This window comes from Actinacidiphila yeochonensis CN732 (assembly GCF_000745345.1).
GTDB classification, from domain to species: Bacteria; Actinomycetota; Actinomycetes; order Streptomycetales; family Streptomycetaceae; genus Actinacidiphila; species Actinacidiphila yeochonensis.
This window is the reverse complement of the sequence record NZ_JQNR01000005.1, coordinates 709489-722573: the sequence shown is the minus strand read 5'-3', so window position 1 is coordinate 722573 and position 13085 is coordinate 709489. Positions and strand designations below refer to the sequence as shown.

The following is a 13085-nucleotide window of genomic DNA, read 5'->3' as shown; positions in this document are numbered from 1 at the left end:
AACGTGATCGTGCGCGGTCGGAACCCGGGGCGGAAGGGGCGGGTTCCGGACTCGTCCGAGTCGTCCCGGAGTCATATCTATGCGAGTAGATTTTGGCAGCCGGTAGGCTGGGGGAACCTCACGCACCACACCATCGGGAGTGCCAGTGGCACGCGTCGTAGTCGACGTCATGCTCAAGCCGGAGATCCTCGACCCCCAGGGCCAGGCCGTGCAGCGTGCGCTGCCCCGCCTGGGCTTCGACGGCATCTCCGACGTCCGTCAGGGAAAGCGGTTTGAACTGGAGGTCGACGGCCCCGTCGACGACGCGGCTCTCGCCCGCATTCGCGAGATGGCCGAGACGTTTCTCGCCAACACCGTGATCGAGGACTTCAGCGTAAAGGTGGAGTCGTGACTGCCCGCATTGGCGTCGTCACATTCCCCGGAACGCTGGACGACCGCGACACGCAGCGCGCGGTGCGGCTGGCCGGCGCCGAGCCCGTGCCGCTGTGGCACCGCGACAAGGACCTGAAGCAGGTCGACGCGGTGGTGCTGCCCGGCGGGTTCAGTTACGGCGACTATCTGCGGGCCGGAGCGATCTCCCGTTTCTCGCCCGTGATGGAGAGCGTGATCACCCAGGCGCGCGGCGGAATGCCGGTTCTCGGCATCTGCAACGGCTTCCAGGTCCTCACCGAGGCGCACCTGCTGCCGGGCGCGATGCTGCGCAACACCGCGCTGCACTTCGTCTGCCGCGACCAGAAGCTGCGGGTGGAGAGCACCGCGACGGCCTGGACCGCGGACTACGAGGCGGGGCAGGAGATCTCCATCCCGCTGAAGAACATCGACGGCCGCTACACCGCCGACGCCCGCACCCTGGACGAGCTGGAGGCCGAGGGCCGGGTGGTCTTCCGCTACCTGGACGTGAACCCCAACGGCTCCCTCAACGACATCGCCGGCGTCACCAACGCGGCCGGCAACGTGGTGGGCCTCATGCCGCACCCCGAGCACGCCGTCGAGTCGCTGATCGGTACCGGCGGCACGGACGGCCTGGGCTTCTTCACGTCGGTCCTCAAGAAGCTGGTGGCGGCATGACCCTCGACACCGTGCAGAACGCGGAGCTGACCCCCGAGGTCGACCAGCCCTGGAAGGAGCTGGGCCTGCGGGAGGACGAGTACCTGCGGGTCCGGGAGATCCTGGGCCGCCGTCCCACCGGCGCCGAGCTGGCGATGTACTCGGTGATGTGGTCGGAGCACTGCTCGTACAAGTCGAGCAAGGTGCACCTGCGGCAGTTCGGCGAGAAGGCCCCGCACTCCGAGGCGATGCTCGTCGGCATCGGCGAGAACGCCGGCGTGGTCGACGTCGGCGAGGGCTACGCGGTGACCTTCAAGGTCGAGTCGCACAACCACCCCTCCTACGTCGAGCCCTACCAGGGCGCGGCCACCGGGGTCGGCGGCATCGTGCGCGACATCATCGCGATGGGCGCCCGGCCGGTGGCCGTGGTGGACCCGCTGCGGATGGGCGCGGCCGACCACCCCGACACCAAGCGGGTGCTGCCCGGCGTGGTGGCCGGCATCGGCGGCTACGGCAACTGCCTGGGCCTGCCGAACATCGGCGGCGAGCTGGTCTTCGACGCCTGCTACCAGGGCAACCCGCTGGTCAACGCCGGCGCGGTCGGCGTGATGCGGCACGAGGACATCCACCTCGCCAAGGCGTCCGGCGCCGGCAACAAGGTGATCCTGTACGGCGCCCGGACCGGCGGCGACGGCATCGGCGGCGCGTCGATCCTGGCCTCGGAGACCTTCGACGCGACCAAGCCGTCCAAGCGGCCCGCGGTGCAGGTCGGCGACCCGTTCCAGGAGAAGCTGCTGATCGAGTGCACGCTTGAGGCGTTCGCCGAGAAGCTGGTCGTCGGCATCCAGGACCTCGGCGCGGCCGGCCTGTCCTGCGCCACCAGCGAGCTGGCCTCCAACGGCTCGGGCGGCATGCGCGTCGAGCTCGACGACGTGCCGCTGCGCGACTCCACGCTCTCGCCCGAGGAGATCCTCATGAGCGAGTCGCAGGAGCGCATGTGCGCCGTGGTGGAGCCGGCCAAGGTGGCGCGGTTCCTGGAGATCTGCGAGAAGTGGGACGTCATCGCCACGGTCGTCGGCGAGGTCACCGACGGGGACCGGCTGGAGATCTTCTGGCACGGCGAGAAGATCGTCGACGTCGACCCGCGCACCGTCGCCCACGAGGGCCCGACCTACGAGCGCCCCTACGCCCGCCCCTCCTGGCAGGACGCCCTCCAGGCCGACGACGCGAACAAGCTGGCCCGCCCGGCCGACGGCGCGGAGCTGCGCGAGCAGGCGCTGCGGGTGCTGGGCTCGCCGAACCTCGCCTCCAAGGCGTGGGTCACCGACCAGTACGACCGGTTCGTGCAGGGCAACACGGTGCTCGCGCAGCCCGAGGACGCCGGCATGATCCGGGTCAACGAGGAGACCGGCCTGGGCGTGGCCATCGCCACCGACGGCAACGGCCGCTACACCAAGCTCGACCCGTACACCGGCGCGCAGCTGGCGCTGGCCGAGGCGTACCGGAACGTGGCGGCCAGCGGTGCGAAGCCGCTGGCGATCTCGGACTGCCTCAACTTCGGTTCGCCGGAGGACCCGGACGTGATGTGGCAGTTCGTGGAGGCCGTGCGCGGCCTCGCCGACGGCTGCCAGCAGCTGGGCACCCCGGTGACCGGCGGCAACGTCTCCCTCTACAACCAGACCGGCGACGCGGCGATCCACCCCACCCCGGTGGTGGCGGTGCTCGGCGTGATCGACGACGTGGCCCGGCGCACCCCCATGGCCTTCGCGGCGGAGGGCCAGCTGCTCTACCTGCTCGGGGAGACCCGCGAGGAGTTCGGCGGCTCGGCCTGGTCGCAGGTGGTCCACGGGCACCTCGGCGGCATGCCGCCGGCGGTGGACCTGGAGCGCGAGCGGCTGCTGGCGGAGATCCTCATCTCGGCCTCCCGCGACGGCATGGTGGACGCCGCGCACGACCTGTCCGACGGCGGCCTGCTGGCCGCGGTCACCGAGTCCTGCCTGCGCGGCGGGCACGGGGCGCGGCTGGTGGTGCCGGACGGGCTGTCCGCGTTCACCTTCCTGCTCTCGGAGTCCGCGGGCCGTGCGGTCGTCTCGGTGCCGCGTTCGGAGGAGCTGCGCTTCACCGACATGTGCGGGGCGCGCGGGCTGCCGGCGACGCGGATCGGCGTGGTCGACGGCGACACCCTCGACGTCCAGGGCGAGTTCTCCGTCCCGCTCGCGGAGCTGCGCGAGGTGCACGAGTCGGTGCTGCCGTCGCTGGTGGGCTGACCAGCCGGCTCACGAACAAGCCGCAGGGGCCGTTCCGGGCCCCCGGGAGGCATCCCGGGGACGTCCGGGGCGGCCCCTGCGGCCTTCCCACCTGGGCGCCTGGCGCGGCGGCGCAACCGCGGGCGGCGGGTGTGCGTCCTCGAAAGCCGAGGGAGATCCCACCCCCTCCGCCACCACGAGAGGCCCGTGCATGTACGAGTACAAGGTCGTCACCTTCCGCGAGGCGCTGATCGGCGACGCCCTCGACAGCGACAAGCTGGAGAAGGTGCTGAACAAGCACGCCGAGGAGGGCTGGGCGCTGAAGGCGCTCACCGCCGGCGAGGTCAAGGGCCGCATCGGCCCCGGCGCCGTCGACGGCCTGCTGATCACCTTCGAGCGCCCCCGCCAGGGCTGATCCCCGCGCCGGCTCCGCCAGGCCGGCTCCTTGCCGCTCGCTCGGGCCCCTCCCGCACGTCGGGAGGGGCCCGCGGCGCGTCGGGGCGGAGGGTGTTTCGGCCTGGCGGGGTGAAGGTGCTTCGGCCTGGCGGGGCGGAGGGTGTTTCGGCTTGGCGGGGCCCCGGCGTGCCGCCCGCCGTGCTGTGACGCTCCTCACCCGGCGCGTCGGCGCCGCCTAAGCTTCGGGGCATGCCGAACTCCCGGGAAAGCCGCCGCCGTGTCCGTTCCTACGACCCGGAGAAGACGTGGGGCGCCCTGGTCGCGCAGGTCGGGCACCTGCGGACGGCGGTGCGGGGGCTGACCGGCGAGCAGTGGAAGTGGCCGTCGGGGCTGGAGGGCTGGGACGTGCGGCTGCTGGTGGTGCACGTCGTGCGGCAGGTCGAGGCGGTGCGGACGCTGCTGGAGCAGCCGGAGCCGCCGCCGGGTGCGCCGCTGGTGGACCCGGCCGCGTGGGCGCTGTCCACCGCGTCGCTGGCGGAGCAGCTGGACGCCGGCACCCGCGAGCAGGAGGCCCGTACCGCCGACCCGCTGGCGGCGCTGGAGGCCGCGGCGGCGGAGCTGGCCGGGCTGCGCGAGGAGACGGTGCGGCAGGGGCGGCTGGTGCCCGCGCCGTTCGGGCCGATGACCGCCGCGGACTTCGCGGTGACCCGGCTGGTGGAGCTGGCCGTGCACGGTGACGACCTGGCCCGCGCGACCGGCGTGGCGGTGGGCACCGACCGGCACGCCGTCGCCGCCGCGGTGCGGGTGCTGGCCGACGCGCTGGCCGTCAAGGCACCGGGCAACTCCGTGGAGGTGCGGGTGCCGCCGTACGCGGCCGTGCAGTGCGTGGCCGGACCCCGGCACACCCGCGGCACCCCGCCCAACGTGGTGGAGACCGATCCGGCCACCTGGCTGCGGCTGGCCGCGGGGCGGGCGTCCTGGGCCGGGGAGCTGGCCGACGCCCGGGTGTCCGCGAGCGGCGAGCGCGCCGGCCTGGCCTCCTACCTGCCCGTTCTCGGCTGAGGGTGCCTGGCGGGGCCGTTCCGGGGGTGTTCGGTGGCCGTTCGGGGCTCCGCGGAGGCCGGGGCGCCGCGGGAGGGCCGCCGGACGCCCGGGGCGGCGAAGGTCACACTCTGCGCGCCCCAAGGTGTGACGCGCGTAGACGCAGGTCATCGGCGGTCCCTCGTTCGGCCGATCGGCAATCCTGCCCTAGACTCGAAGCGTGCCTCGTGGTGACGGACGACTCAGCCACGACCTCCTTCCCGGTGAGAAGGGCCCCCAGGACGCTTGCGGCGTCTTCGGTGTCTGGGCCCCGGGGGAAGAGGTCGCCAAACTCACCTATTTCGGGCTGTACGCACTGCAGCACCGTGGACAGGAGTCCGCGGGCATCGCGGTGAGCAACGGCTCCCAGATCCTGGTCTTCAAGGACATGGGCCTGGTCTCCCAGGTCTTCGACGAGACCTCTCTCGGCTCGCTGACCGGCCACATCGCCGTCGGCCATGCCCGCTACTCGACCACCGGTGCCTCGGTGTGGGAGAACGCGCAGCCCACCTTCCGCGCGACCGCCCACGGCTCCATCGCGCTGGGCCACAACGGCAACCTGGTGAACACCGCCGAGCTGGCCGAGATGGTCGCCTCGCTGCCGCAGACGCCCGGCCGGACCACCAGGGTGGCCGCCACCAACGACACCGACCTGGTCACGGCCCTGCTGGCCGGACAGGTCGACGAGGACGGCAACCCGCTGTCCGTCGAGGAGGCGGCGCCGCGCGTGCTGCCTCAGATCAAGGGCGCCTTCAGCCTCGTCTACATGGACGAGCACACCCTCTACGCGGCCCGCGACCCGCAGGGCATCCGCCCGCTGGTGCTGGGCCGCCTGGAGCGCGGCTGGGTGGTGGCCTCCGAGACGGCCGCCCTGGACATCTGCGGCGCCTCGTTCGTCCGCGAGATCGAGCCCGGCGAGCTGGTGGCCATCGACGAGCAGGGCCTGCGCACCTCCCGGTTCGCCGAGGCGAAGCCGCGCGGCTGCGTCTTCGAGTACGTCTACCTGGCCCGTCCGGACACCCTGATCGCCGGCCGCAACGTCCACCTCTCCCGGGTGGAGATGGGCCGCCGGCTGGCGAAGGAAGCGCCGGTCGACGCCGACCTGGTGATATCGACGCCGGAGTCGGGGACCCCGGCCGCCATCGGGTACGCGGAGGCCAGCGGCATCCCCTACGGCTCCGGCCTGGTGAAGAACTCCTACGTGGGCCGCACCTTCATCCAGCCCTCGCAGACCATCCGGCAGCTCGGTATCCGGCTCAAGCTCAACCCGCTCAAGGAGGTCATCCGCGGCAAGCGGCTGGTGGTGGTGGACGACTCGATCGTCCGCGGCAACACCCAGCGCGCCCTGGTGCGGATGCTGCGCGAGGCCGGCGCCGCCGAGGTGCACGTGCGGATCTCCTCGCCGCCGGTGAAGTGGCCCTGCTTCTTCGGCATCGACTTCGCCACCCGCGCCGAGCTGATCGCGAACGGGATGAGCGTGGAGGAGATCGGCAAGTCGCTGGGCGCCGACTCCCTGGCGTACATCTCCCTGGACGCCATGGTGGAGGCCACCACCATCGCCAAGCCCAACCTGTGCCGGGCCTGCTTCGACGGGGAGTACCCGATGGAGCTGCCCGACCCGGAGCTCCTCGGCAAGCAGCTGCTGGAGGTCGAGCTGGCCGGCGGTGGCGACGCCGCCGACGCGCTGCGCCGCCCGTAGCGCCCGGCCCGTTCCCCCGCCCGGCGGCGGCGTCGCCACCGCCGGGAACGGCCGCCTCCCCCCACCCCGGTGCGCGGCTGTCCGCAGCCGCGCACCGCGCGCGGAAGCCCCGCGAAACCCCCGCGGGAGCCCCTCTCCCAGGGTCTCTCAGGAACGACACGGAAGGTCCCCCAGCCATGGCCGAAACACCCGGTGCCAGCTACGCGGCCGCGGGAGTCGACATCGAGGCCGGCGACCGCGCCGTCACCCTGATGAAGGAGTGGGTCCGCAAGACCGCCCGCCCCGAGGTGGTCGGCGGCCTCGGCGGCTTCGCCGGGCTCTTCGACGCCTCCGCCCTCAAGCGCTACGAGCGCCCGCTGCTCGCCTCGGCGACCGACGGCGTCGGCACCAAGGTCGACATCGCCCGCCGGATGGGCGTCTACGACACGATCGGGCACGACCTGGTCGGCATGGTCGTGGACGACCTGGTGGTGTGCGGCGCCGAGCCGCTGTTCATGACCGACTACATCTGCGTCGGCAAGGTCGTGCCGGAGCGGGTCGCGGCGATCGTCAAGGGCATCGCCGAGGGCTGCGTCCTGGCCGGCTGCGCGCTGGTCGGCGGCGAGACCGCCGAGCACCCCGGGCTGCTGGGCCCGGACGACTTCGACGTGGCGGGCGCCGGCACCGGCGTGGTCGAGGCCGACGCGCTGCTGGGCGCGGAACGCCTCCAGGCGGGCGACACGGTGATCGCCATGGCCTCGTCCGGACTTCACTCGAACGGGTACAGCCTGGTCCGCCATGTGCTGCTGGACCGGGCCGGCTGGGCGCTGGAGCGCGAGGTGCCGGAGCTGGGCCGCACCCTCGGCGAGGAGCTGCTGGTGCCCACCCGCATCTACTCGCTGGACTGCCTGGCGCTCACCCGCACCACCCAGGTGCACGCCTTCGCGCACGTCACCGGCGGCGGCCTGGCCGAGAACCTGGCCCGCGTGGTGCCCGACCACCTCTCCGTCCGGCTGGACCGCTCCACCTGGACCCCGGACCCGGTCTTCGGCCTGGTCGGCGAGGTCGGCGGGGTCGCCCGCGCGGAGCTGGAGCGGACCCTGAACATGGGCGTCGGCATGGTCGCGGTGGTGCCGGCCGAGGCGGCCGAGACGGCGCTGACCGTGCTCGCCGACCGCGACGTCGAGGCATGGGTGATGGGCGAGGTCCAGGCACGCGTGAGCGGCGCCCCTGCCGTGGAGCTGGTCGGAGACCACGGCCAGGGCGCCTGAGAGCCGCCCGGTCACCCGGTGTGACGCCCCCGGACCACGACGAGACCCGGTCCGGGGCAAGCCCAGGACCGGGTCAGGGTGTCGGCGGCGTCAAGCGCGACGGCGCTGAGACGAGGGGGACGGCTCGGACTGTTCGTCCTCGTCGTCCTCGTCGTCGTTGTACAGATCCGCGTACTGAGCGTACGGGTCATCGTCCAACTCGTCGTCATCGTCGTCGACAGGCGGATTAACCGGCATCGACGGCGATGCGCCCAGCTCTTCGGCCAGACGGTGGAGATCAGTGCCGCCGCTGTTGTACTTCAGCTGGCGGGCGACCTTCGTCTGCTTGGCCTTGGCCCGGCCGCGCCCCATGGCTCGACCCCCTCAACGGCGGGGCTCAACGGCCCCGAGTCTTGACACGCGTTCATGATTCCCGGACGGCCTCCCCGAGGAGAGGACGGTCCGTAGGGCCTCAACGGTACCTGCTTCCGACGCCGCACGGTACGCCGCCCGCACGACGCGCGTCGGAACAAGGGACATGAGCGACCCTGTCCTGCCTGGTCAAGCCCGATTTTACCTTCTTCTAGCGCGAACTTGCTATCGGGCCGTGCTGTCGGTCACGCCGAGGGCCCAACCGAGCGGCCGACCGGGGGCCGGACGCGGGTCGAACGGAGGCCGGGCCGGGGCCGGACCGGTGCTGGATCGGGGCCGGAGGGCGGCCGGACGGAGGTCGGGCGAGGGGCGGTCGGGCGTCGGCCGGGTGACGGGCAGGCGTCAGACGAGGGTCGGCCGCAGCCACTGGGAGGCCGGTGCGCGGTCGGCCATCCGCTGCTCGGCGAGCCGGTCGGCGGCCGCAGCCGGGGGCACCCCGTCGGCCTTGGCGCGCTCGAAGATCGCCAGCGTGGTGTCGTGGATCCGCGCCGCCTTGGCCTTGGCCCGGTTGAAGTCGAAGCCGTGCAGCTCGTCCGCGACCTGGATCACGCCGCCGGCGTTGACCACGTAGTCCGGCGCGTACAGGATGCCGCGGTCGGCGAGGTCCTTCTCGACACCCGGGTGGGCGAGCTGGTTGTTGGCGGCCCCGCACACCACGGTGGCGGTGAGGGCGGCGACCGTCTCGTCGTCGAGCGCGCCGCCCAGCGCGCAGGGGGCGTAGACGTCCAGCGGGGAGCGCACCAGCGCGGCGGTGTCGGCCACCGCGGTCACCCCGGGGCGCCCGTCCACGACCCTGGCCACGGCCTCGGGCCGCACGTCGGTGACGACGACCTCGGCGCCGTCCTCCAGCAGGTGCGCCACCAGGTGGTGGCCGACCTTGCCGACGCCCGCGACGCCGACCCGGCGGCCGCGCAGCGAGGGCTCGCCCCAGCGGGCGGTGGCGGCCGCGCGCATGCCCTGGAAGACGCCGAAGGCGGTCAGCACCGAGGAGTCGCCGGCGCCGCCGTTCGCGGGGGAGCGGCCGGTGGTCCACCGGTTCTCGCGGGCGATGACGTCCATGTCGGCCACGTAGGTGCCGACGTCGCAGGCGGTCACGTAGCGGCCGTCCAGGGAGGCCACGAAGCGGCCGTAGGCGAGCAGGAGTTCCTCGGTCTTGAGGGTGTCCGGGTCGCCGATGATGACGGCCTTGCCGCCGCCGTGGTCCAGGCCGGCCAGCGCGTTCTTGTACGACATGCCGCGGGCGAGGTTCAGCGCGTCCTCGACGGCCTCCTCGTCGGAGGCGTAGGCGTGGAAGCGGGTGCCGCCGAGGGCCGGGCCCAGGGCGGTGGAGTGCAGCGCGATGACGGCCCGCAGGCCGGTGGCGCGGTCCTGGCAGAGCAGGACCTGCTCGTGTCCGCCCTGGTCGGAGCGGAAGAGCTTGGAGACGACTCCGGCGGTGCCGTCCGGCTGCGCGGCGATCGCTTCGGTCTGACGTACGTCGGTCACGGTGGTGACTCCCATAGGTCGAATGGGTCCCTGTGTCTGGGGTGCCCGAGCCCCCCGGAGGGTGGCGGAGGGTCCGTCGGCCACAGCGTAGGCCCTGCCGGGTCGGGCGGCGGCACCGGCGGCACGTCGGCCTGGGGTGACCTGTGGTGCTCCAGGGGTGAGTAGGGGTGGGCGGGAGCGAGCCGGAGCGAGGCAGGACGGCCGGCGGTGACCAGGGGTGACCGGTTGGGACCGGGGCGGGAGTGGCGGCCCGGCGCGGCGCGGGGAGGCTTCGGGACGCCGGCGGCGCGCCGGGGCGTGAGGGCGCGCGGCCGGGGCGGCCGGGGCGCGGTTCGCGCGGTTTCGGGTGCTTCGGGGGCGGATTCGGCGCGGCAGTGGCCGGGATCGGCTCCGGGTGGGCGGGGGTCGTGGGACGATCGTCGGGTCGGGAAGGCGGCGAGGGAGCGGGTGTGAGCGGTTCTCCGGTACTGGTCCCGTATGCGGCGTATCTGCGCGTGTACGAGCCGCTGGCGGCCTTTCCCGAAGCCGAGCGCGCGCACTGGCTCCGGTACGCCGAGGCGGGCCGTGAGCGGGGCGCGCAGGACGAGTTGCGGCAGTCGCTGGCCGGCCTGGTGCCCGTGCCGCCGATGCCGGTGCCGGTGCACGAGAGCCGGGAGGCCTTCACGGCGGTGATCGGCGACGTCGTCCACGTCTGCCCGTGGCGGACCCGGCTGCGCGGCTGGATGGCGCTGGAGCGGCTGGAGGGCGAACTGCCGGCCCCGGTGCTCGACGCGATGCTGCCGCCGGTGGTCCGCCGGCAGGCGGCGGCCGACTTCGAGGCGTGGCGGGAGCGGAACCCGGACGCGCGGCCGTGGATCCGGCAGGCCGTCTGGCACGTCCCGGTGCGCTGGTTCGTCCTGGTCGGCGACGACGAGCGGGAGTACGAGCCGGCCGGGGCGGGCGAGTCCAAGCAGCCGGTGCTGCGCTACCGGACCCCGATGGTGCAGGCGCGGCGCCGGGTGGCGCGGGGGCTGCGGGTGCTCAAGGAGACGCTGGAGGAGAGCCCGCTCATCGACGGGCTGGTCGACGTGGGGCGGTGGCTGGAGGAGTTCCACCCGCGCTCCATGGTCGAACTCGACTACGGCGGGCTGACGCAGGTGGTCGGCCCGGACCGGCTGGCCGCCGACCGTTCGGCGGCCGACGTGGCGGAGGGGCTGGCGGCGCTGCGCGAGGGCGACTCCGAGGCGGCGGGGCGGGCGTACGAGCGGCTGACGGAGCGCTGGCGGGCGGTGCGGGAGCTCCAGTTCGCCAACTGACCGGGCGGACGGGGCTGACGGCCCGTCGGGTGGCGGCGCCGGGCGCGGGCCGCGGGGGTGTGACGGTGCCCCGGGGGTGCGGGGTGCGGGGGCCGGTCTGTGGTGCGCGGCGTCGTTGTTGTCTTCCGCGACGTGAGGTGTTGTCTCCTGCGCGGAGTTGTGGGGTTGGCCCCACTCCCGGTGATGCCATGGGCTCATACGGCATGCATGGCCCAAGCGTGACGCAGAGCACGTATCTGAACCCTTGCCCGCATCACCATCTGTCATGCCAAAATGGGACATCGGGTCTGCCTCGGGCCCGCATCGAAGGTGGGGATGTGGCGTGTGGTTGCCCTGTGACTGATCGTATCGCAGGTGTGACTGTCCGCTATGGACCGGTCCATCGGCTTCCGTCGAGCTTGAACACCTGAGAGGGCAAATCCATCGGTTTGGCCGACGCGGCTGGACGGATGGTGTAGTTGTAGTGCCGAGGACAAGCCGTTCGTCCTATTACCGACTCGGCCCGCGTTGCGCCATATCGGGCAACGTGGGTCAAGGTGCAGAATTTAAGAGGAAAGAACCGCGTTGGTTCGGTTCTCTCGAGGAGGCCGCTCATGACCGCTCGCACCCCTGATGCCGAGCCGTTGCTTACCCCCGCCGAGGTCGCGACCATGTTCCGCGTCGACCCCAAGACGGTCACGCGCTGGGCGAAGGCCGGCAAGCTCACGTCCATCCGCACGCTGGGCGGGCACCGCCGCTACCGCGAGGCGGAGGTCCGCGCGCTTCTGGCGGGCATCCCGCAGCAGCGCAGCGAGGCCTGACAGCCCTTTCCCGGGCGGTAGTCGGGGCCCCCACCCCGCGAACACCGCCCGCCTGAGGGACCGGCCGCCCCCATCGGACGGCCCCGAGGGTGCACCACCTCAGCTTGACGAGGGCCGCACCGGACTCCGCCGGGTCCGGTGCGGCCCTTTTGCGTGCCCGACACCGTTCGCGCGCCGCTCCGGGGCAGCCCCCGGGCTCCTTCCGGTGTCGTCGCGGTGTCGTCGCGGTGCCGTTCCGGTGCTGGACGGCGCCCTGTTGGGACGTGATCGCCGCGGCGCCCGTGGTGCCGCCACGCGCCTCCGTGCCGCCTTCCGCCCTGCCTCCGCGGCCCTCCGCCGCGCGCCGCGGCCCGCTGCCCGCCTCTGCCGCCCTTCGGGCCCGCCCGCCCCACCCTTCCGCCACGCGGGCCGTCCCGCCCGTCTACGGGGCCGCCAGGGGCGGTTCAGCCGCATATCCCTCCCGGGGGTGCCGTCCCGGCGTGCCGGACGCGTATGCCCGGCGGTGGGTTCTGTGCGCATCCTGTGCCCGCCCGGTGCCGCGGGGTGCCTCGATGTCCGAATCGTGTGCCGGCGGGAGGGTCTGGCGGCCCCCTGGGGGGCGTCGGTTGTGCGCCCGCTCACACGTGGATGCGCCGGTACCATTGCACATATTAAATTGCGATCCCTCTGGAGGGCTCGCATTCCCGCCCCTTGTCCACTTTTTCACGTGACTCCCGTCACATGTCGGACTCTTGAGGTGTCGCTCCCTCATGGGGTAATGGACACCCGTTCGGCGGACGCCACGAACACCCGCTCGGGGCAGGGGAGTTGGTCGGGTCCCCGGCTGGCTCGGCTGGCTCGGCTGTCTCCGGACGGTTCCGGTTGCCCGCCGGCGGTGCCTGTCCCGACGGCGCCCGGTGGTGCCAGGTCGCTCGCGGCGCCCGCCGCCGGCGTGCGGGGGTGGGCACGCCAGGCGTCGGGTGGGCGTCGCACACGACGAAGCGGCCCGCCCCCGGATCGGGGACGGGCCGCCTCACATGTCGTCACGCTGCTTGCGCGCTTGCGGTCCTGACGGGATTTGAACCCGCGGCCTCCACCTTGACAGGGTGGCGAGCACTCCAAACTGCTCCACAGGACCTCGTGTGCGTGATGACTGTACCGCAGGTCAGGGGGTGAGGTCGAACTGAGGGCCAGCTCCCCTCCCGGGCAGCCCCGGACCTCGCCGGAACGCCCGCCGCAGCGGGGCCGTCCCGGGGCACTGGCAGGGCTGGCCAGGGGCTGGCCAGGGGCCGTGAGGGGCTGAGGAGGGCCGCTCAGGGTCTCTGGCGGCTGCTGAGGGGCGGCCGGGAACCCTGGAGGTCACCCGGCCCTCGGCGGAGGGGTGGACGGCCCCTGGC

11 protein-coding genes and 1 tRNA gene are annotated in these 13085 nt (G+C 73.1%); 9 read left to right on the top strand and 3 right to left on the bottom strand.

The window, feature by feature from the left end; translation table 11 throughout:
* The first annotated feature begins 145 nt into the window (after nt 1-145).
* The 7 genes from purS to purM all read left to right on the top strand — a co-directional run bounded on the left by purS (nt 146) and on the right by purM (nt 7718).
* Nucleotides 146-391: a phosphoribosylformylglycinamidine synthase subunit PurS gene (gene purS / locus BS72_RS14990; protein ID WP_037911043.1), complete on the top strand. Its 246-nt coding sequence runs from the start codon at nt 146-148 to the stop codon at nt 389-391.
* Complete coding sequence (purQ, locus tag BS72_RS14985) at nt 388-1068, top strand: phosphoribosylformylglycinamidine synthase subunit PurQ (protein ID WP_037911041.1); 681 nt, start codon at nt 388-390, stop codon at nt 1066-1068. Before purS ends, purQ begins: the two co-directional genes overlap by 4 nt.
* Entirely contained in the window at nt 1065-3314 is a 2250-nt protein-coding gene (purL, locus tag BS72_RS14980) for a phosphoribosylformylglycinamidine synthase subunit PurL (protein WP_037911039.1), read from the top strand. Before purQ ends, purL begins: the two co-directional genes overlap by 4 nt.
* 190 nt (nt 3315-3504) lie before the next feature.
* Nucleotides 3505-3708: a DUF4177 domain-containing protein gene (locus BS72_RS14975; RefSeq protein WP_037911036.1), complete on the top strand. Its 204-nt coding sequence runs from the start codon at nt 3505-3507 to the stop codon at nt 3706-3708.
* 230 nt (nt 3709-3938) lie between these two features.
* Nucleotides 3939-4751, top strand: a complete 813-nt coding sequence (locus tag BS72_RS14970; protein ID WP_037911034.1) for a sterol carrier family protein — start codon at nt 3939-3941, stop codon at nt 4749-4751.
* A gap of 199 nt (nt 4752-4950) precedes the next feature.
* Entirely contained in the window at nt 4951-6468 is a 1518-nt protein-coding gene (gene purF / locus BS72_RS14965) for an amidophosphoribosyltransferase (protein ID WP_037911033.1), read from the top strand.
* A 176-nt stretch (nt 6469-6644) separates the two neighbouring features.
* Nucleotides 6645-7718 (top strand): phosphoribosylformylglycinamidine cyclo-ligase, encoded by a 1074-nt coding sequence (purM, locus tag BS72_RS14960; protein ID WP_037911029.1) that lies wholly within the window; start codon nt 6645-6647, stop codon nt 7716-7718.
* A gap of 90 nt (nt 7719-7808) precedes the next feature.
* Here the strand turns inward: purM and BS72_RS14955 are convergent, their stop codons facing one another.
* The gene (locus BS72_RS14955) at nt 7809-8069 is read right to left on the bottom strand and encodes a DUF3073 domain-containing protein (protein ID WP_037911027.1); all 261 of its coding nucleotides are present in this window, start codon (nt 8067-8069) and stop codon (nt 7809-7811) included.
* A 402-nt stretch (nt 8070-8471) separates the two neighbouring features.
* A complete protein-coding gene (locus BS72_RS14950; protein WP_107498794.1) occupies nt 8472-9629 on the bottom strand; it encodes a Leu/Phe/Val dehydrogenase in 1158 nt (385 codons plus the stop codon).
* Between the two features lie 434 nt (nt 9630-10063).
* Between BS72_RS14950 and BS72_RS14945 the strand changes: the two genes are divergently transcribed.
* The gene (locus BS72_RS14945; RefSeq protein ID WP_037911024.1) at nt 10064-10909 is read left to right on the top strand and encodes a hypothetical protein; all 846 of its coding nucleotides are present in this window, start codon (nt 10064-10066) and stop codon (nt 10907-10909) included.
* A 593-nt stretch (nt 10910-11502) separates the two neighbouring features.
* On the top strand, nt 11503-11709 hold the full coding sequence (gene bldC, locus BS72_RS14940; RefSeq protein WP_003949541.1) for a developmental transcriptional regulator BldC: 207 nt from the start codon (nt 11503-11505) through the stop codon (nt 11707-11709).
* 1042 nt (nt 11710-12751) lie between these two features.
* Here the strand turns inward: bldC and BS72_RS14935 are convergent.
* Nucleotides 12752-12826, bottom strand: a tRNA-Asp gene (locus BS72_RS14935).
* Nucleotides 12827-13085 lie beyond the last annotated feature (259 nt).